The organism is Thalassospira sp. GB04J01 (genome assembly GCF_000751115.1).
Classification (GTDB): domain Bacteria; phylum Pseudomonadota; class Alphaproteobacteria; order Rhodospirillales; family Thalassospiraceae; genus Thalassospira; species Thalassospira lucentensis.
The window spans coordinates 279,510-298,834 of the sequence record NZ_CCDX020000010.1 but is presented as its reverse complement, the minus strand read 5'-3'; the positions used below and the strand labels follow the sequence as shown (position 1 = coordinate 298,834).

Genomic DNA, 19,325 nt, shown 5'->3' with positions numbered 1-19,325 from the left:
ATCGCACCTACATCGTGACAGAAACTCTAAAACACGACCACGGGGTTGCTTTTTAGGGGCGTGATGCACTTTCATGGTTTTTTGGTTGGTAGTTTCTTTTTTGCGTCGGTTTGTAAGCCCGTCCGGTCTTCTGCGGGCAAAAGAACATGAAATGTCGTGCCTTTATTGACCTCTGTTTCAAACCAGATGCGCCCACCATGACGGATTTGGACAATGTCATGCGTAATCGCAAGCCCCTGACCCGTCCCTTTGCCAACACCCTTTGTGGTAAAGAATGGGTTGAAGACTTTTGACCGGTTTTCCCGGGAAATTCCTGCGCCATTATCTGCAATGCTAATCAGGATGCTGTCATCAAGGGAAGTTGTTTTGACCGTAATTTGGCCGTCGTCAGGTGAGCGGCCTGCGCTGTTGATGGCCTGCGCCGCATTGACAATCAGATTGAGGAAAACCTGATTGATTTCATTGACATGAGAAGGGATATGCGGAAGCTCAGGATCCAGGTCTTCAACCAGGTTGGCGTAATGCTTCCATTCATTCCTGGAAATCACCAAGACGTTCTGAAGCACACGGTTGATATCTGTTGCGGTTTTTTCCGTGCCACTTGGGTGGGAAAACTCTTTCATCGACAAGACAATCTTGGCCACTTGATTGATGCCATCAAGAGACTGTTGGGTCGCGTGGGGAATCTCATCAAGCAGAAATTCAAGATCGGCATCGCGCATCTGTTTTGCGAAACGCGAAAATGCGTTATCGGACAATTCGTTGCGATGTTCCCACAAGACTTGTAGTGCAAGCCCCAGAATACGTGAAATCGCACCATATCCGTCATTCAGGAATTTCAGGTTGTCGCGGATATACTGGCTCGGCGTATTGATTTCATGCGCAATGCCGCCCGCCAAATGACCTATCGCCTCAAGCTTTAAGGCTTCGCGCAATTCACCTTCAAGTTTGTTGTGGGATTCTTCTGCCTGTTTCCTGCGGGTGATGTCGCGGAAAATATACAAATAGTTCATCTCACCCGTGAGATTGGCAGGGCTTATGGTGATTTCCATCGGAAAGCTGTCGCCATCACGCCGTTGTGCCATCGTTTCGGTATAGTCGTATTTCAATGTCCCGCTTCGGATGCTGATGCATTTGTTGAGCAGCCGGTGCCGGATGGTCGCTTTTTTGTCGATGAACATCATGTCGATGCTGGTGCCAATCAGCTGATTGTCTCCGGCACGCAGGAGTTCAGCGGCTGATTTATTGAAATCCTCAATAACACCACCGTTGTTCACAACAAGTATGCCTTCGACCACGCTATCCAGAATGGTTTTAAGACGCTGTGTCGTTTCTTGCTGTCGTTTTTGTTGTTCTTCCAAAAGTGCGCGGAATTGCTTCTTAACTTCATCATCGCCGTCTATTTCGTCGACGGATAGCAAAAGGTCGTTGGTTTCCACACTTACAGAATCGGAACTAAGAATTTTTGTGTCTTCTTGTTCGTTTTGGTTCTCACTCATGACATAGATCCAGTTTGCCGCCCTTCAGACAGATCATGTGTTCTTTCTCTTGACCCCGCGTTTGACTTCAACGGGTTCACGGAAATCATGTGCTTTCTGAAACACTCTGATCCGCGCAAGCTGTACTTGGGAAATAAAGTTTCCATGCGTCAGGACGACATGATCTTCCATCGTTTCAAGATCCGTCATCAGAAGATCACCCTCTCGCAGATTATCAATACGGACACGCATTTCGAGTCCTTCGGGGGGGAACTCCTGTTCGCCATCAATGACGGCCAATAATGTGCGAATTTTGGAAAATAGGACGGGATCATAGCGATGTGGTTTGCCACCAATCACTTCGAAATCAATATCGGTCGGCTCTGGCCCGTCCCCAACATCGGCAAGGTCTCTGGCAATACGCAATATTCTTGCCCCGAGTGGGATGTTCTCACCAGAAGGGCCGTCTTCGGGAAAGCCACTACCATCAAAGTTGCGGTTTTGCAAAAGGACCATATCGGCAACCGCTTCAAGACGTGGGATATTGCTAATCAGCTTATGCCCAACCTCCGGGGTTCTTCTTAACAAGTCTTTCTCAAGCGGTTGAAGAGGTTTGCCGAGTGCCAGACGCGCTAGAATATCGGGTGGCAAAGCCACAATACCGATCGGGCAAAGCAGTGCCGCAATTCCAAGTTCCCATGGGCGTGGGTATTCAAGTTCTTTGGCGATGATGTCACACCAGCCCTTCATTTTCATCGACCGTCCGAAAACCGTGGGATTAAGCTGTGCCATGACATCGATCAGAAGTTTGACACTCCCGGCAAGAGTCTCCTGTATGAGGGTTTTTTCGGCGGTAATCAGTTGATGCTGTCGTAAGCCATCAGACAGCGCTCTTTCGAGATCGGCTGTCTCATATGGTTTGGAGAAAAACCGAAAAATATGACCTTTGTTTATCGCATCAACCGCCGTTGCCTGATCGGCATTCCCTGTCAGCATAATACGCACGGTGTCAGGGCTTATTTTTTTGATTTTCTCAAGGAACTCAAGGCCATTCATGTTTGGCATTTGCATGTCGGCAACGCAGACCGCGATTGTGTCATGTTCCTCAAACATTTTAAGCGCACTGGTTCCGCCTGCCGCGGTCAAAATCTCAAATTTTCCGCGCAGTTGACGGCGCAGCGCCATGAGCAGGTTAGAGTCATCGTCAACGAAGAGAATATGATACTCGGCCATTCAGGAAGCTTCCCCGTTTAGTGGAAATTACGTGTAACTCTCAAGGACAGCGGCAACAATTTTGTGCCAGGCTGGAACGCTGTCGGCTTTCCCGATCTGTTCGAGATATGACATGTCAATCGTGCTTTGCTCTTCGCTTTCCTGTGCTGACGCACTCCCGCCCATCTCGCGCGTGATGTGTTGGGCGGCATAAAGTGCTGTTAACTCTGTCATTTCAGTCTGCGCAAAATCGGCAGGGTTGTGATGGCAGGCAACAGCTTGAATAACCTGTTCAGGGAATCCCCAAAGCCCCAGAAGATACGCCCCAATTTCTGGATGAGCCGCACCAAACTCATCTCGTTCGGCCTCGACAATCGATATGTTTTCCTGTTCAACGCGCGCGATGACCGTTTCCATTCTCTCGTGATAGTAAAGATAAAGGATCAGGCTGCCGATATGGCTCATCATGCCGATGCTCGGGAGTAACTGGCATGTGGCCTTGCTGAGTTTTTCGTGCTCGCCAATCAAGGCCGCCGCCACGCCAATTTGCTGTGACCGTTCACACAGGGTTTTAATGCGTCGCGTAACAACCGGCGGCCCATCAAAACTTTTGAACAGACCAACAAAAATCGCCAGAGACTTAAGCGTATCAGTGCCAATCATGCGAACAGCGTGCGAGATCGAAGTGATTTTACTGGGCAAGGCGAAATAGGCCGAGTTTGTCACTTTCAATATTTCCGCAGTTAACGCGATATCTGAGGAAACGATAGCTGTTACCTTGTCATTCCCGGCTTTTGGGTCCTCAAGCGCATTTACAAGTCGCGTATAGGTGTCGGGTGGGGACGCCAAAGCATCTATGCCACCAATAATGCTTCGAATGTCGGGTTTAAGAAGGAGTGTGCGCATCTTGAACATTTGTGCGATTGCCTCGAACAAAACCTCGTCATCACAAGGTTTCGCAAGATATCTTTGGGCTGGGCCCACTGTTCGAAGAATGGCCTCGTCTTCTGAATAGCCAGATAAAATAATGCGCGCGGTGTCGGGGCTGTTTTCCTGAAGCTGATGAAGAAGCTCTGCACCGTCCATGCCAGGCATTCTCATGTCCGAAACAACGACATCGAAGGTTTTTTGATCGCACAGCGACAAGGCTTCTGCACCACTCGTTGCAAAAGAAATATTCCATTCAGGGTGTCGGCCACGTGCACGGCGGCGTAATCCGCTCAGAATATTCATGTCATCGTCGACAAAAAGAATATCGTTCATCAAATGACTGCCTTTGGTCTTGCTGTGTCTGAAACAATCCTGATTGTTGTCTGATCTTAAGGGCGCTTATCCTTCGTTGTTGTCGTCAGAACCCTCTTAAACAGAGGTGCTCTTGTAATGTTCTGGTCATGTGATCGATGCGGGCAGGCCAAAATAGAAACCCTGCAACTCGTCTACGCCAATGTTTTGTAGATATGTCGCCGTATCGAGTGTTTCGACCCCTTCGGCAATGACGGTCATATTCATCTGGTGCGATATCGTGGTCGCCCACTCAACAAACGAGCTATCGACCGGATTGTCGTCGTCCAGTCGCATGATCAGGGATTTGTCAAGTTTCAGCCCTGAAAACTGGCCGCGCCGCAAAAGAGAAATCGAGTTATTTCCTGAGCCAAAATCGTCGAGGAAAATGGGGTAACCAGCATCGCGCAACTTTGGAAGATTTTCCTGAAAGGCGGCTGTAAAGGCCATGTTACTTTGTTCTGTTACCTCAAATTCCAGCATTGGCAGCGTGGGACGCTCGGCAAGAAAGGCTGTAAGCGACGTCATGAATTTAATATCGGCAACCGAATGCGGGGATATGTTGACACCGATTGGGACGTTGCCAAACGCATTGGCAATCGCATCTTTGCGGGCGTGAATGAAGTCAATGACTTGGAACGTAAGCTCGCCAATAACCGGATGATCTTCTGCGCCGGTGATGATGTCCTCGACCGTAAATGTCTTTTGAAGTTCGGGAAAACGGCTTAACGCTTCCAGACCGGAAACATTAAAGTTTTTGGCATTGACCCGCGGCTGAAATGAAACGCTATGGTCGGTGGAAAGCGAGGAGCGCATACGCCGGATCATCGGGTTGGCTGGCTTGGTGTTATCATTGCCTGCCGATACCAAGTCCCAAACAATGCTCAGGATCGTGCTTGCGGTAACCGGTTTGACGATAACCCGGGATATACCAGCTTTATTGATCGCTCCCTGCAAGGCGCTTTCGGACAAACTCCCGGACAAAAGAACCCTTGGCGTGGCAGGTGAAACAGATTTGGCCTCTGTCAAAAATTCGACGCCATCCATGTGCGGCATCATTAAATCAGAAACCACCACATCGATTTGGCCCGGTGACTGTCGAAGAAAGTCGAGTGCAGCAGCAGCATTATTGTATGTTTTCAAAACACATTGCTTGTGCAGCATGCGTCGCGCAGAGGCCAGCAGCGCGTCCTCATCGTCGACCAGCATCACCGTCAGATTGCGCGTTTCCTGTGGAAGAATATGATTTTGCTCTTCCATGAGAAATGTTCTCCAGTTCGCCGCGGGTCATTTGGGCGGCTCTTTGAATCCCTCTGTCAGTCCCGTACGAAACAACACCACCTGAACTTAGCACTCATAATGCGGCCAAAATCTGTCTGCGCGGTGCTTTGTGAACATCTACCAGTGGTTTAGTGCCTAACTCGTATGTAAGTGGTTCGCCGAAAAAAGAAAGCGTGTGACATCACATTTTCCAGACGTTTCCACGCGGAAATGTCGCAGTGTTCCAGATGAGATTAAACACTTTTGGTTGCTGTGGCGACCCAAAGTGTGCTGTCGGCATCATGTGAAAGTTGCTCTGTTCGCCGCGCACGATTTTCTTTCGGCGTCCCGGGGGATAATACATCTAAATGGCGTAACTGGGGTTGCGATATAGCCCTAATAAGCACACACTCTGTCTACAGGATGAACAGAACCATAATCGATAAAACGCCACAGGGATGGTTCTACTTTTGAGGGCGCGACATGCGCGACTGTCCAAAAGTGGTATGTATCAATGCTTGGTTTTTTGTTGCGGTGCGATAAAGTCGTTCGAGGGCCATAACAGCATGTGGAAAAGACATCGCTGAGTGGCTCAGGGAAAACGTAATCAAGATTAAATATCGGAGAGTTTCATGACCGACGTCGTAATTGTAGGTGCCGCACGGACACCGATTGGCGCATTTAGCGGTACGCTAACCAACACCCCGGCCCATGATCTGGGCGCTATTGCGATCAAGGCGGCACTTGAACGTGCCGGTGTCGAAGGCGACGCGGTTGACGAAGTCATTTTGGGTCAGGTTCTGACCGGCGGGCAGGGGCAAAACCCCGCACGTCAGGCGGCCATTGGTGCGGGTATTTCTGATCGCGCAACCGCGTTTCTGATCAATCAGGTCTGTGGGTCGGGTTTGCGCACCGTTGCCCTTGCCGCTCAGCAAATCATGACCGGGGATGCCAACATCGTGGTTGCCGGTGGTCAGGAAAATATGTCGCTTTCGGGCCATGTCGCGTATCTGCGTGCCGGTCACAAAATGGGTGACGTCAGCTTCATCGACACCATGATCAAGGACGGTTTGTGGTGTGCGTTTAATGGCTACCACATGGGCAACACGGCGGAAAACATCGCCAAAAAATGGGGCATTTCACGCGAAGAGCAGGATGCCTTTGCCGTTGCCTCGCAAAACAAGGCCGAAGCCGCCCAGAAATCCGGTCGGTTTGCCGATGAAATTGCCGCTGTCACCATTGCACATCGCAAAGGCGAAACCGTGTTTGATGCCGACGAATATCCACGTCACGGCGCAAACGTCGAAGGCATGGCAAAACTTCGCCCTGCGTTCGATAAGGAAGGCACGGTCACTGCGGGCAACGCATCGGGCATCAATGATGGGGCGGCGGCCTTGATTGTTATGTCGGCTGCCGAAGCCTCTAAACGCGGTCTGACCCCGCTTGCGACGATCAAAAGCTGGGCCACGGCGGGTGTTGATCCGGCGATCATGGGCACGGGCCCGATCCCTGCGTCGAAAAAGGCGCTTGAAAAGGCGGGCTGGTCGGCCGGTGATCTTGACCTGATCGAAGCCAACGAAGCCTTTGCCGCACAGGCCATCGCGGTGAACCGCGACATGGGCTGGGATACCGATAAGGTCAACGTCAATGGCGGGGCGATTGCGCTGGGCCATCCGATTGGTGCCTCGGGCGCGCGCGTCTTTACCACCTTGCTCCATGAAATGCAGAAACGCGATGCGAAAAAAGGCCTCGCGACGCTTTGCATTGGTGGTGGCATGGGGGTTGCGCTTTGCGTCGAACGCTAAGCCGCAATTTTCATCTGAATTTCTAAGCACACGGGGCGTCCTCTTAGGGTCAGGTATTAATTTGTGGAAATGGTCAATCAGATTTGTGCGGATACGCGAAGCAAAACCACAGGAAGATATACATCTTGCAAGGTTTTGCGGCAAAGTAGCCCGTGCAAATCCGATTGATCCGAAGGACAGCCGTTGTATTTGTCAACTCCTGCGTCAAATCCCTTGTTCGGGGTCCCAACCCGTTCTGCGGGCTTTTCCTTGGATATGACAAATATAACGGCTGCCATTTCAATCAAATTAATAGGTCCTGACCCTCGCGGGGATGCCCTGTTTGCTTTTAAGATACCCAGTATGCGGTTCGACCAAAGACTACACCCTTGAATGACATAGATCATGGAGAGGAAATAAAATTACGTATATGACTATATTTATGGATTAAAGTTTCGTATGTCGTAGAAGGGCAAACGACGAAAATCAACATACCGATACGCTTGATGAACGAAGTTTAGGGAGGCGACCATGAAAAAAACAGCACTGGTAACCGGTGGCACACGTGGAATTGGCAAATCAATCAGTCTGGCATTGAAGGATGCGGGCTATAATGTTGCTGCAAACTATGCTGGCAATGACGATGCTGCCCGCGCCTTCACCGAAGAAACCGGTATTCCGGCCTTTAAATGGAGTGTTGCGGATGCCGATGCCTGTGCCGAGGGCATCGCAAAGATCGAAGCCGACGTCGGGCCGATTGACATCCTGATCAACAATGCCGGAATCACGCGCGATGGTTTCATGCACAAGATGGATGTCGAAGCCTGGACAGCTGTGATCAACACCAATTTGAGTTCCCTGTTTTACATGACCAAACCGGTTCTTGAAGGCATGCGCGCACGTGGCTTTGGCCGAGTGGTGAATATCTCGTCGATCAACGGGCAGGCCGGTCAATTGGGCCAGACCAACTATTCCGCCGCCAAGGCCGGTGTGCATGGCTTTACCAAGGCACTGGCACAGGAAGTCGCGCGCAAAGGGGTCACGGTCAATACCGTCGCACCGGGCTACATCAACACCGACATGGTGGCAGCCGTCCCCGAAAAGGTCCGCGACAGCATCATCGCCAAAATCCCAGTCGGCCGCCTCGGCGAAGCCGACGAAATCGCCCAGGCGGTCCTCTATCTTTGCGGCCCCAATTCCGGCTTCATCACCGGCTCATGCCTGTCGATCAACGGCGGACAGCATATGTTTTGATACTCCTGAGGTGGGGATGAAGCGGCCAGCAATATTATTGCCGGTCGCTTTCTTTTTGCTTATTGAATACGGTTCTAATCTCAACACTTACGGGAATGAGGCCTTTAATAGATGTTGTTGCAAATCTAGGGCCTGATCTATAGGTTCTGCATAAATCTTATTCTGCTTTTAAATACGATGGCGAAGTTACAGTATGTTCAAGATCAAAATTCACGGGTGTGGCTCGATCGGCAACCATCTTGCGCAAGCATCTCGCACTTTAGGTTGGTCTGTAGATATGTGCGATATCGACCCTGCAGCATTGAATAGAACGAAGAATAGTATCTATCCTTCGCGCTATGGTGCTTGGGACGAAGAAATTCGCCTGTTTGAAAGCGGATCGGAGCCCAAGGAAGGCTACGATATTATCGTCATTGGTACACCTCCGGATGTGCACGTGGAATTGGCGATGGAGGCTTTAAGCGAACGACCTAAAGCAATTATAATAGAGAAACCGATTTGTGGGCCAGGGTTAGAAGGCGCGGACGCTTTAGCCAATAAGGCTAGGGAATTGGGGGTTTACGTCTTCTCTGGTTATGACCATGTTGTAGGGCAATCCGCCGAAAAGTTTTCTTCTGTCATTGATGAAAAGTGTTTTGGTGAGTTGATTACTCTGGACGTTGAGTTCAGAGAGCATTGGGCAGGAATTTTTGGCGCACATCCTTGGTTGTCGGGCCCCCAAGACACGTATCTTGGATATTTTAAACGTGGTGGTGGTGCGAGTGGTGAACATAGCCATGCTTTGAACTTATGGCAGCATTTTGCTCATGCTGCGGGCAAGGGAAGAGTTGTTCGGGTCTCATCCCAGATGCAGTTCGTAAAAGATGGCGACCTTGAATATGATCGACTTTGTTTTCTGAGCCTAGAAACCGAATCTGGGTTCATTGGGAGAGTCATTCAAGATGTTGTAACTTTGCCAGCTCGGAAATGGGCACGGGCTCAGCATGTCGATGGGGCTGTGGAGTGGCAATGTGGTTCAAAGCCTGGCTGCGACGAGGTAAGAGAAGTTTTGTATAGTGGCCAAACGACGGTTACTGAGGTCAAAAAAACGAGACCTGACGATTTCATCAAAGAATTACGTCATATAAGATCTGTTCTTGATGGTGACATTGGGGAATCTCCTATTTCGCTAGAGCGTGGATTAGATACTATGCTGGTTTTGGCTGCGGCGCACTTGTCTGCCAAACGAGGGGCGAGTGTAACAATCAATTGGGACAAAGGGTATGTTCCAGAAGCATTAACTTTCTGAAGTTCAACAGGAATACGGACTCATGCAGGGAACGCGCTACAATTTTAAGAACCTTTTTGTTCTTGATATGGCTAACAATCACCAAGGGTCAGTCGAGCACGGGGTTGAGATTATTCGTCGTCATGGTGAGGTTGCCAACGCTGCAGGTATTAGGTGTGCAATAAAGTTTCAGTTTCGTCAGCTGGATAGTTTTATTCACCCCGATCACAAGGCAGAGAGTAAAAACAAGCATATTCCTCGTTTTCTTTCCACCCGCCTTTCAAAAGCTGCCTATGCAAAATTGCTTGGCGAAGTGCGGAAGGAGAAACTGGTGGCGATGTGCACGCCGTTCGATGAGGAGTCCGTTGATCTTATCGTTGAGATGGGCTTTGATATTATAAAAATTGCGAGCTGTTCTGCCAAAGACTGGCCTTTGATGGAAAAAGCAGCCCAAGCTGGTTTGCCAATGATCGTTTCGACAGGGGGATTGACCATTGATGAAATTGATGACGTCGTCAGCTTCCTTGATCATCGAGGCGTAGATTTCTCAATAATGCATTGTGTCTCCATCTATCCAACACCTGACGAGAATTGTAACCTTCAAAATATTTCGATGCTGAAAGAGCGTTTCCCTGACCGTGTGATAGGTTGGTCAACGCACGAATATCCCCAAGATACTGCACCTGTTATGGTTGCTGTTGGGCAAGGAGCTGAGATGTTTGAGCGCCATGTTGGGGTTCAAACTGACGATATCAGTCTTAATGCTTATAGTTCGACGCCAGAGCAATCCAAATGCTGGATTGATGCGTGTAAAAAGGCACAGGTATTAGTTGGCTCTTACCAACGAGGTCTGCCGGCTGAGGTTGAGCGTTCCTCTATTGATAGTTTGCGTAGGGGGATTTTTGTAAAGACGACAATTGAGTCTGGAGCGCAAATATCTCGTGGCGATGTTTACTTTGCAATGCCCTATCAAGATGGACAGCTATCGAGCGCTGTCTGGCAAGAAGGGATAATTGCAAAGAGTGATTTGTCTTCAGATCAAGCAATTTTTCCTTCTGAAGTTGAACTTCCCGCTCCGGCTAAATATCGCGTAATCAAGTCTGCGATCCATGAGGTGAAGGCTCTTCTCAACCAGGCACGTGTTCACTTGGGTCCTGAATTTGAGGTGGAATATTCACATCACGAAGGTATCGAGAATTTTCGCAAAGTTGGTACTGTTCTGATCAATTGTATCAATCGAGAGTACTGCAAGAAAATTCTTGTCCAATTACCAGGGCAGGTCCATCCGGAGCACTTTCACAAACGGAAAGAGGAAACCTTCCAAGTCCTTTTTGGTGAATTACATTCTAATATTGATGGTCAGGTGCGCGTTATGCGTCCAGGAGACACTGCTTTGGTTATGCCTGGAGTTTGGCATAACTTTTGGTCGGAAACAGGATGTGTTTTTGAGGAAGTTTCAACTACGCATTTCAACAATGATTCCGTATACCGTAGTCCTGCTATTAACAAGATGGAAAGACTCGAGCGCAAATCTATCGTAAACCATTGGGGGCGTTACCAATTAGATTAAGTTTGAATTTTGGTAGAGTGTGTTTTCTCATCTGTAATACAAAACTGGATTATGGATAATCTGTCTATGTAATCCTGCTTTAAAAGAACAGTCGCATGGGACGATTTTTTCTATGGTGTCTTGTTCTTTTATTGCAGGTTGGGACTGGTAAATGTCAGGTGTTTTAGGGGTTTGTTTTGACTTCGACGGTACATTGGTCGACTCAAACAAAGTAAAAAGAGATTTTTTCATTGAATTTTTTTCTACGTATTGTGGTGGGGAAGAGTTTATTATTGATGCGCTAAATGCTCCAGCAGTGCTGGATCGTTACGAGATATTCGAGATTTTTCGGAGAAAATTTAATTTGCCGAAGGATCAGCTGAGGGAAATTCGTTTAGATTTTAATTGCCAGCTTGGTCGTCGCGTGGCCTCGGCGCCCCTCATGAAGGGGGTCGTGCAATGCCTCGAACATCTTCGCAAAAACAGATGCAGAATATTTATTAACTCAGCGACACCGCAGAACGATTTGATCAAAATTGTTCGATCTAGATCTGAGTTCAATGATGTTGAAGTGGTCCTCGGGCGGCCAAGCTCAAAATCTGAGAATCTTCGAACAATAGTTTTAGCGTCTAACTTTCCTGCTGATAAGATCATAGTTGTTGGCGACGGTGAAGATGATCGACTGGGTGCAGTCGAAGTGGGCTGTCAGTTTGTTCCGGTCTTTGATTACAGAGGGTTACCGATATTTGGGATCAAACCGTTACAAGACTTATCTTTATTAGTGTCCATGACAGATGGATGATTTTCGCAGTAGATATATTGAAGTTTAAACTAAACTAGAAAAGTTTTAGGTCGCGAAAGATATTGTATCCAAGTGTCTGGTTTCAAAAGATACGTGGTTCTTTGCGAGCTAAATTTTCGGAAAAGTGATCACTAGCTCAAAGGATTGCGGATGTCGGATTGGATTATAAAGCCTGTTATCATGTGTGGCGGATCTGGCACGAGACTTTGGCCGCTTTCCAGAAAGGCGTTTCCGAAGCAGTTTATTCCTTTGTATCAAGGTAAATCACTGTTCGAATTAACGTTAGAACGCGTGTCGAAGCTTGGTGATGTCCTTGCGGTTAGCGGCGATGACTACCGCTTCTTTGTTCAGGAAATTGCCGAAAAAGCTGGTGTTGAGCTGACACAAATTCTCGAGCCATGCGGCCGGGATACTGCACCAGCAATGGGATTAGCTGCTGCATTTTCGGGAAAAGCCGAAGATTTGCTACTATTTTGTCCGGCAGACCATTTTATTCCCGCAGACGAAACGTTCAGAGCTATGGTCAATCAGGCGTCCGATCTTGCAAGTGATGGATGGATTGTGACATTTGGTGTTCAACCTAGCGCTCCAAGTACCGCTTACGGATATATCGAAACCGGCACAGCTATCCGGGAGGATGCAAAACAATCTGTTTGCTTCCATGAAAAGCCAGATATCCAAACTGCAATGGAGTTTCTTTCGTCAGGAAAGTTTCTTTGGAACTCTGGGATATTTCTCATAAAGCGTGTCGTCTTGCTTGATGCTCTCAAGGAGTTTGAGCCAGATATTTTTAAGATATGTCTGTCGTCAATGGATAATGTCGAGCAGGACGGCGTTTTCTGGAGACCTAGCGGAGCTTTCGAAGCCGTAACAAAAAAAAGCATCGATTACGCCGTTATGGAGCGCGCGAAGAAAATAGCGGTGGTTCCTTTTATCGGTACCTGGAGCGACGTCGGAAGTTGGGATGCGATGTTTGCTCTTAGTGATGTCGACGACAATGGCTACGGTAAACTTGGCGTTACCGAGAATATCTATGCCATAGACTCAAAAAACACTCTTGTTCACGCATCTGATCGGCGTTTCGTCCTGACGATCGGGACACGGGATTTGGTCATTATTGATACACCCGATGCCTTAATGGTCAGTGCGCTTGATCAGGTTGAGAAAGTCAAGAAGGCGGTTGCAGATTTAGAGAAAGGCGGTCGCAGCGAAGTTCTGGAGCATCGCCGTGTGGTGCGACCTTGGGGCGCATACGACAGTATTGACCACAGCGAAAGGTTCCAAGTTAAGCGCATTACGGTCAAGTCAGGTGCTCGTTTGTCGTTGCAAAAACATAATCACCGGGCAGAGCACTGGATTGTCGTGAAAGGCACTGCGTTGGTAACTCGGGATGATGAGAAGTTCCTTCTTGGCGAAAACCAGTCAACCTACATCCCGCTGGGAGCATTGCATCGCATCGAGAATCCAGGGAAAATCCCACTTGAGCTAATAGAAGTGCAATCGGGCAGTTATTTGGGTGAAGACGATATTGAGCGTTTCGATGATGAATACGGGCGCAAGACGCAATAAACGATGAACTGGAACATTTGAAAGATGACGAAACGGGCGCTCATTACAGGTATTACGGGGCAGGATGGCAGCTATCTTGCTGAATTCCTTTTGGATAAGGGATACGAAGTTCACGGTATAAAGCGGCGTAGTAGCTCACTGAACACTGACCGTATCGATCACCTTTATCAAGATCCGCATGAGCAGAATCGTAAGTTAGTCTTACACTACGGGGATCTAGCTGATAGCAGCAACCTGACTCGTATCATCAATGACGTAAAACCAGACGAAGTATATAATCTGGGGGCTCAAAGCCATGTCGCGGTAAGTTTTGAAGCCGCAGAATACACAGCTGATGTTGATGGGCTCGGAACGCTACGTTTGCTTGAAGCTATTCGTTTCTTAGGTCTTGAAAAAACAACGAAGTTCTATCAGGCATCAACCAGCGAGCTTTATGGTCTGGTACAAGAGATACCGCAAAAGGAAACAACGCCTTTCCACCCGCGCAGCCCATATGCGGTTGCAAAGCTGTATGCCTACTGGATTACGGTGAACTACCGTGAAGCTTACGGGATGTATGCGTGCAATGGAATTCTGTTCAACCATGAAAGTCCGCGTCGCGGTGAAACCTTTGTAACGCGTAAAATAACGCGTGCGTTGGCAAATATTTCCCAAGGTCTCGAAACGTGTCTGTATTTGGGAAATATGGACGCACTACGCGATTGGGGGCATGCAAAAGACTACGTTCGCATGCAATGGATGATGCTGCAGCAAGATGCGCCAAAAGATTATGTGATTGCCACCGGGCAGCAGGTTTCTGTGAGGTCGTTTGTTGAGCAAGCCGCGAAAGAGTTGGGGATTGAGCTGCGCTTCGAAGGTGAAGGATTAACCGAAAAAGGAATTGTCCAGTCGGTTGATCAGTCGATTTCACCTGGGGTGACAATAGGCGATCAAATCGTCAGCGTTGATGAGCGCTATTTCCGGCCCGCCGAAGTGGAAACGTTGCTGGGGGATCCTTCTAAAGCCAAATCAGAACTTGGCTGGGAACCAGAAATCAAATTGTCGGATATGATTTCAGAGATGGTATCTCATGATCTCAAGCGCGCGCGTCAACATCGGGTTTTGAAGGAAAATGGATTTGATGTTGCAATCAATGCCTCGGAGTAAGGCATGACCAAAAGAGTATTTGTTGCCGGTCATCGAGGAATGGTGGGCAGTGCTATTGCGCGCTTGCTGAATGCCGACTCAGATATCGAGCTTGTTACAGCATCTCGTGCTGAACTTGATCTTGAAAATCAAGATGCGGTTAATCGGTTTTTTTCCGAACAAAAAATTGATGAAGTTTATCTCGCCGCAGCAAAAGTTGGTGGAATTCACGCGAATAATACTTATCCCGCGGATTTCATTTATCAAAACTTGGTAATCCAAACCAACGTTATCGGTGCCGCACATGGGGCCGGCGTTCAAAAGCTTCTATTCCTTGGTTCGAGCTGTATCTATCCGCGTGCAGTAGAACAGCCAATGTCAGAAGACGCCCTTCTAACAGGTGTCCTTGAAACAACGAACGAACCTTACGCGGTTGCAAAAATTGCTGGAATTAAGCTGTGTGAATCATTCAACCGTCAATATGGACGTGATTATCGCAGTGTGATGCCAACAAACCTTTATGGTCCCGGAGATAACTATCATGCTGAAAACAGTCACGTGATCCCGGCTCTTCTAAGGCGTTTTCATGAGGCAAAAGAGGAAAACGCGAGTGAGGTCTTCGTTTGGGGAACCGGTCAGCCACGACGCGAGTTTCTTTTCGTCGAAGATATGGCGTCTGCCAGCGCTTATGTAATGAACCTTGATCGTGATCGCTACAGTGCGAACACAACAGAAATGTGTAGCCACATTAACGTGGGATTTGGTTCTGACGTCTCAATTGCCGAGTTAGCGTCCGCTGTTGCTAAGACGGTTGGATACGTCGGCGACATTAAGTTTGATACCAGTCGTCCGGACGGTACCAAACGCAAGCTTATGAACAGCGAACGGCTGTTTTCGATGGGCTGGAGACCTTCTGTCGATTTGGACAAAGGCCTTTTGATCGCCTATCAAGATTTCGTGAATTCAGTTCGTAGAGGTATATAAGTTTTCACCCTTCGAAAGGGTTGAAGACGCCCGGCATGATAGGAAAACGCCCCGCAGCAACCTGCGGGGCGTTTTCTTTTGTCTGGCGATCCTCGATGACTATGCCTCAAGCACATCCTGTGTGGTGACAACCTTGGCGAATGTATCGGCCAGCATCGCCAATTCACCCCGGTGCAAATCTGCCGCCGGGATTACTGATCCGCTCAGTGCATCGGGAAGGTCGCGCGTGCCGGTGGCATCGGCGATCACGGTGACGGCATATTGCTTTTCATTGGCCACCCGCGCGGTGGTCGAAACGCAGACATGGGTCATGAAACCGGCCAGTACGACATGCTTGATACCGGCTTCTGTAAGCAGTTCATCAAGGTTGGTATTGCCAAACGAACTTGGCACCGACTTTGTCACAATCGCCTCATCCTTGGTCGGGGCGACGTCTCTGATGATCGTGGCATAGGGGCCGGATGGATCAAACAGGCCCGTCGCCTGATGCTGGACATGAATGACCGTGCCACCCTCGTCGCGCCAATGGGCCAGCAACCGTCCAATATTACCCAGCGCATCATCAAGCCCGACCAGTTTCAACTGACCGCTGCGGTATTCTTCCTGTGCATCAATCACGATAAGGGCGGCGTCTTTTGGCGTTCCGGTTGGCAAAGTTGCGCCGGCAATGTCAAAGATGGTTTTGGCTGTCATGGTCTGATCCTTTTGCATACTCAAATGATGTGCACAGTTTGATCCTGCAAATTTGCATTATCCAGCGGCAATAATCCGGCTACTATCTGCAAATTCGCAGATTAAGGAAAGCCAGCCGCCATGTCGCTTGATTGGGAAGGACTGCGTACCTTTGCCCACGTCTGTCAAACCGGGAATATGACTGCCGCCGCCCGCGAATTGGGGGTTAATCAAACCACCATCGCGCGCCGCATCGCCCGGCTTGAAGAATGGCTGGGCTATCCGGTCCTGCACCGCGATGGGCGTCTGTTGCGCGCAACACCGCGCGCCCGGTCCCTGCTTGAGACCGCCCAAACCATGCAAACAACCGTTTCAACCTTGCTTGAAAATCAACCTGCATCCGATAATGATCGCCATGCGGTGACGGGGATTGTGCGTGTCACCGGTGTTGATGCCATTTTGGAACATTGCGTCGCGCCGCATCTTGCATCCCTGCATCAAGCCCATCCGGCGCTCGCACTTGAGCTGATCGGTGCCAACCGAAACCTCAGCCTGCCGCAACGTGAAACAGACATTGCCATTCGTCTTGCACGCCCGGAAACCGGTGCCTTTCATATTCGCCGTCTGGGCATGCTTGGCTCCGGGGTGTATTACAGCGGCAATCACCCGCCGGTTAATCCGTATGACGTGCCCTGGATCGATCTTGATGACTTCTTTGCCGATAAACCTGAACAGAAATGGCTGGCGGCAAACTTTCCCGACCGCACAACAATCGGTTACGCCAACCGGGGATCCATCATGGTGGCAATGATGCGCGGTCAGCCATGCTGTGCCGTGCTGCCGGTTTGTGTGGGCCAAGCCCATCAGGATTTAAAACGGCTGAAGGGCTATCATCCTGATGGCCGCGAAGTCTGGCTTCTCACCCATCAGGACAAAAGACACCTGCCACAGGTGCGTGTGGTTGCCGACTGGCTGGCGGATGTGCTGGTGGATGGTGTCTCGATCTCCAGCCGGGCACCTTGAAAATATTCTGATGGTGTCTCGATGAAATACACGCAATAGTTGCCATCTGATTGATCGGTCGTGGGAAAACTTCATGCGCAAAATTTCGGAATTTACATCGGACAACAAAGCCGCGTGGAATGCTTCGGCGACCTATCATCAGGCAACCTTAGACATTGAAGCCTGCGTTACCAGGCTGCGGGACACTCAACACGGCTTCTTTGACAGCACATTTGGCGTGACGCTCAATACCATCGGCGTGCAGGGTAAAAAGGCGGTGCAGATCGGCTGCAATAACGGCCGCGAAGCATTGTCACTTGCCAAAATGGGCGCAACATCGGTTTTGGGTATCGATCAATCCGACGCATTCCTGACCCAGGCAGAGACGCTCAAAAATGCCTCGGGGCTGGAGTGTCAGTTCCTGTGTGCAGATATCTATCACCTGCCGCCACAGGTCGATGGCGATTTTGACCTCGGCGTGATCACAATCGGGGTGCTGAACTGGATGCCCGATCTGGAACGGTTCTTTCAGGCGGCGGCGGGTCTTCTGGTTTCGGGCGGCACACTGGCAATCTATGAAACCCACCCGGTTCTTGAGATGTTCGATCCCGCTGCACCCGACCCGTTTACACCGCAATCTTCGTACTTTGACTCTGTCCCGCATGCCAGCGAGGACCCAATAACATACGATGGTTCTTCTGGTGAAAACGTGCCGGTATCATGGTGGTTTTCCCACACCATGGGCGCCATCATCACAGCAGCAATACAGGCAGGGTTGAAGGTAGACCGGCTCACCGAATACCCCCATTCCAATCGGGAAGTCCAGTTTGACATTTACGAAGGATGCCACGCGCAGGTGCCGATGTGCTTTGAACTGGTTCTGACAAAAAACTGATGGCTGGCGTGCAATTACCCGGTTGTGACAGCGATATCGGTCGCGCGGATCCAAGCACGGCAATCTTGAACAGGTCTTTAGGCGACGCATACAGGTTATCATGCGGTTTCTCTGCTCGATATCAGGGGAACGGCTGCGCGCAACCTTTCAAAACGGCACTCTGTCTTCCAATCCATAAGGCCACCGATCCGGCGTTCAACCTTTGCCGCATGATTTTGGGCAATATCGGCCAAACGGTGGGCCAGAAACGGATTGCAAAACCGTTCAAGGCAGGTCTTCCAATATTGATGTGCTGCGTCTTTGTCCGACCCAAAGGTTGGAATGATTTCCGCCTCCATAATCCCCGACACCCAATCGAAAACCTTCTGGTCGCTCAGAATTTCACGCACGGTTTCTGTCGCCGGTCGATTTTCCGCCTGCCATTTCTCAGCCAGCAACGTATGGGCAAGATTGAGAATGAACAATTTCTTGCGTTCAACCGCCGCAAGGTCGTCAACAATGACAAGGTCTGGGTGTCTGGCTGGCGGCACAAATCCCGACTGCTTTTCAATCGCCCACAATGCATAGGGTTCTGCAACAGCACCGATTGGCTCAATCGGTTCGGAAACAATGCGGTCGACAAGCGAATTCATCCACAAACATTCCGTTTTCAACCATTGCGAAAACAAGGTGCCCAAACCGTGATCAGCGGCAAGACCCACGACAATATCACGCAACACCGAACCGTTGCGCGACACCAACTCGCTTGGCAGAAGGGTCAGCGGACGGCCATGTTTACGAAACCGTTCGTGCAAAAGCAGCGTGAGCAACTCGGGATAGCACGTCCAGCCCGTCGGCGAGATGTCTGTCTCGGTGGGGAGCTCAAATCCCCGATCACCGGTGTTGCTAATGACATAGTCAGCCTCATCGATGAAAATACGCCGCAGTTCGGCATATTGTTCGCGTGCGGAAAGACCCCGCGTGACGGAGGACACATCAATACGTGTGTCGATCTGTTGCCCGCTGCTCAGACCGCGCAAAATAACCGGGAACGATGCGGTTTTATTGATCGCCTCAATGCGGTCCCGGCTGGCGGTTGAGCCGGTTGTTTCGACAACGGTGATGTGATGGTCGCTTCCTTGAAACACCATCAAATCTGCATGGGCCTGAAGAAAGCGGCTGGTGCCAAACTGGATAACGGAAGTCTTCATA

Annotated in this window: 16 protein-coding genes; 10 read left to right on the top strand and 6 right to left on the bottom strand. The window is 49.6% G+C overall.

Annotated elements, in window-relative coordinates; translation table 11 throughout:
• Positions 1-71: 71 nt before the first annotated feature.
• The 4 genes from AMM48_RS10855 to AMM48_RS10840 all read right to left on the bottom strand — a co-directional run bounded on the left by AMM48_RS10855 (position 72) and on the right by AMM48_RS10840 (position 5,231).
• Positions 72-1,499 (bottom strand): ATP-binding protein, encoded by a 1,428-nt coding sequence (locus AMM48_RS10855; protein WP_102784021.1) that lies wholly within the window; start codon positions 1,497-1,499, stop codon positions 72-74.
• 33 nt (positions 1,500-1,532) lie between these two features.
• Complete coding sequence (locus tag AMM48_RS10850; protein WP_102784020.1) at positions 1,533-2,711, bottom strand: HD domain-containing phosphohydrolase; 1,179 nt, start codon at positions 2,709-2,711, stop codon at positions 1,533-1,535.
• Positions 2,712-2,738: 27 nt separating this feature from the next.
• Positions 2,739-3,953, bottom strand: coding sequence for a response regulator (locus AMM48_RS10845; RefSeq protein ID WP_102784019.1), 1,215 nt, complete (start codon positions 3,951-3,953; stop codon positions 2,739-2,741).
• Between the two features lie 126 nt (positions 3,954-4,079).
• Positions 4,080-5,231, bottom strand: coding sequence for an EAL domain-containing response regulator (locus tag AMM48_RS10840; protein ID WP_102784018.1), 1,152 nt, complete (start codon positions 5,229-5,231; stop codon positions 4,080-4,082).
• A 632-nt stretch (positions 5,232-5,863) separates the two neighbouring features.
• On the opposite strand from AMM48_RS10840, the gene AMM48_RS10835 reads away from it, so the two are divergent.
• From AMM48_RS10835 to AMM48_RS10795, 8 genes are all read left to right on the top strand, one after another.
• Positions 5,864-7,036 (top strand): acetyl-CoA C-acetyltransferase, encoded by a 1,173-nt coding sequence (locus AMM48_RS10835; RefSeq protein WP_102784017.1) that lies wholly within the window; start codon positions 5,864-5,866, stop codon positions 7,034-7,036.
• Positions 7,037-7,546: 510 nt separating this feature from the next.
• Complete coding sequence (gene phbB / locus AMM48_RS10825) at positions 7,547-8,269, top strand: acetoacetyl-CoA reductase (RefSeq protein WP_102784015.1); 723 nt, start codon at positions 7,547-7,549, stop codon at positions 8,267-8,269.
• Between the two features lie 193 nt (positions 8,270-8,462).
• Positions 8,463-9,557 (top strand): Gfo/Idh/MocA family oxidoreductase, encoded by a 1,095-nt coding sequence (locus tag AMM48_RS10820; protein ID WP_102784014.1) that lies wholly within the window; start codon positions 8,463-8,465, stop codon positions 9,555-9,557.
• Between the two features lie 22 nt (positions 9,558-9,579).
• Positions 9,580-11,106 carry an N-acetylneuraminate synthase family protein gene (locus AMM48_RS10815; RefSeq protein WP_102784013.1) on the top strand — a complete coding sequence of 509 codons (1,527 nt, stop codon included), beginning with the start codon at positions 9,580-9,582 and terminating at the stop codon, positions 11,104-11,106.
• 151 nt (positions 11,107-11,257) lie between these two features.
• Positions 11,258-11,887: an HAD family hydrolase gene (locus AMM48_RS10810; RefSeq protein ID WP_102784012.1), complete on the top strand. Its 630-nt coding sequence runs from the start codon at positions 11,258-11,260 to the stop codon at positions 11,885-11,887.
• 150 nt (positions 11,888-12,037) lie between these two features.
• Positions 12,038-13,456 carry a mannose-1-phosphate guanylyltransferase/mannose-6-phosphate isomerase gene (locus AMM48_RS10805; RefSeq protein ID WP_102784011.1) on the top strand — a complete coding sequence of 473 codons (1,419 nt, stop codon included), beginning with the start codon at positions 12,038-12,040 and terminating at the stop codon, positions 13,454-13,456.
• A 24-nt stretch (positions 13,457-13,480) separates the two neighbouring features.
• On the top strand, positions 13,481-14,602 hold the full coding sequence (gene gmd / locus AMM48_RS10800; RefSeq protein ID WP_102784010.1) for a GDP-mannose 4,6-dehydratase: 1,122 nt from the start codon (positions 13,481-13,483) through the stop codon (positions 14,600-14,602).
• 3 nt (positions 14,603-14,605) lie between these two features.
• A complete protein-coding gene (locus AMM48_RS10795) occupies positions 14,606-15,565 on the top strand; it encodes a GDP-L-fucose synthase (RefSeq protein WP_102784009.1) in 960 nt (319 codons plus the stop codon).
• Between the two features lie 99 nt (positions 15,566-15,664).
• On the opposite strand, the gene AMM48_RS10790 is transcribed toward AMM48_RS10795, so the two are convergent.
• Positions 15,665-16,258, bottom strand: a complete 594-nt coding sequence (locus tag AMM48_RS10790; RefSeq protein ID WP_102784047.1) for a cysteine hydrolase family protein — start codon at positions 16,256-16,258, stop codon at positions 15,665-15,667.
• 120 nt (positions 16,259-16,378) lie between these two features.
• On the opposite strand from AMM48_RS10790, the gene AMM48_RS10785 reads away from it, so the two are divergent.
• Together AMM48_RS10785 and AMM48_RS10780 are read left to right on the top strand one after the other, a co-directional pair.
• Complete coding sequence (locus AMM48_RS10785) at positions 16,379-17,260, top strand: LysR family transcriptional regulator (protein ID WP_102784008.1); 882 nt, start codon at positions 16,379-16,381, stop codon at positions 17,258-17,260.
• Between the two features lie 73 nt (positions 17,261-17,333).
• Positions 17,334-18,134, top strand: coding sequence for a class I SAM-dependent methyltransferase (locus tag AMM48_RS10780; protein WP_102784007.1), 801 nt, complete (start codon positions 17,334-17,336; stop codon positions 18,132-18,134).
• A gap of 98 nt (positions 18,135-18,232) precedes the next feature.
• On the opposite strand, the gene AMM48_RS10775 is transcribed toward AMM48_RS10780, so the two are convergent.
• Positions 18,233-19,324 (bottom strand): D-mannonate oxidoreductase, encoded by a 1,092-nt coding sequence (locus AMM48_RS10775; RefSeq protein WP_102784006.1) that lies wholly within the window; start codon positions 19,322-19,324, stop codon positions 18,233-18,235.
• Position 19,325 lies beyond the last annotated feature (1 nt).

What these genes read in the sequence shown, in the direction of transcription:
- AMM48_RS10805 (WP_102784011.1), top strand. Translation starts at nt 12,038, where the DNA reads ATGTCGGATTGGATTATAAAGCCTGTTATCATGTGTGGCGGATCTGGC.
- AMM48_RS10790 (WP_102784047.1), bottom strand. Translation starts at nt 16,258, where the DNA reads ATGACAGCCAAAACCATCTTTGACATTGCCGGCGCAACTTTGCCAACC.
- AMM48_RS10780 (WP_102784007.1), top strand. Translation starts at nt 17,334, where the DNA reads ATGCGCAAAATTTCGGAATTTACATCGGACAACAAAGCCGCGTGGAAT.
- AMM48_RS10850 (WP_102784020.1), bottom strand. Translation starts at nt 2,711, where the DNA reads ATGGCCGAGTATCATATTCTCTTCGTTGACGATGACTCTAACCTGCTC.
- AMM48_RS10840 (WP_102784018.1), bottom strand. Translation starts at nt 5,231, where the DNA reads ATGGAAGAGCAAAATCATATTCTTCCACAGGAAACGCGCAATCTGACG.
- AMM48_RS10775 (WP_102784006.1), bottom strand. Translation starts at nt 19,324, where the DNA reads ATGAAGACTTCCGTTATCCAGTTTGGCACCAGCCGCTTTCTTCAGGCC.
- AMM48_RS10845 (WP_102784019.1), bottom strand. Translation starts at nt 3,953, where the DNA reads ATGAACGATATTCTTTTTGTCGACGATGACATGAATATTCTGAGCGGA.
- AMM48_RS10855 (WP_102784021.1), bottom strand. Translation starts at nt 1,499, where the DNA reads ATGAGTGAGAACCAAAACGAACAAGAAGACACAAAAATTCTTAGTTCC.
- AMM48_RS10795 (WP_102784009.1), top strand. Translation starts at nt 14,606, where the DNA reads ATGACCAAAAGAGTATTTGTTGCCGGTCATCGAGGAATGGTGGGCAGT.
- AMM48_RS10835 (WP_102784017.1), top strand. Translation starts at nt 5,864, where the DNA reads ATGACCGACGTCGTAATTGTAGGTGCCGCACGGACACCGATTGGCGCA.
- AMM48_RS10820 (WP_102784014.1), top strand. Translation starts at nt 8,463, where the DNA reads ATGTTCAAGATCAAAATTCACGGGTGTGGCTCGATCGGCAACCATCTT.
- AMM48_RS10785 (WP_102784008.1), top strand. Translation starts at nt 16,379, where the DNA reads ATGTCGCTTGATTGGGAAGGACTGCGTACCTTTGCCCACGTCTGTCAA.
- AMM48_RS10810 (WP_102784012.1), top strand. Translation starts at nt 11,258, where the DNA reads ATGTCAGGTGTTTTAGGGGTTTGTTTTGACTTCGACGGTACATTGGTC.
- phbB (WP_102784015.1), top strand. Translation starts at nt 7,547, where the DNA reads ATGAAAAAAACAGCACTGGTAACCGGTGGCACACGTGGAATTGGCAAA.
- AMM48_RS10815 (WP_102784013.1), top strand. Translation starts at nt 9,580, where the DNA reads ATGCAGGGAACGCGCTACAATTTTAAGAACCTTTTTGTTCTTGATATG.
- gmd (WP_102784010.1), top strand. Translation starts at nt 13,481, where the DNA reads ATGACGAAACGGGCGCTCATTACAGGTATTACGGGGCAGGATGGCAGC.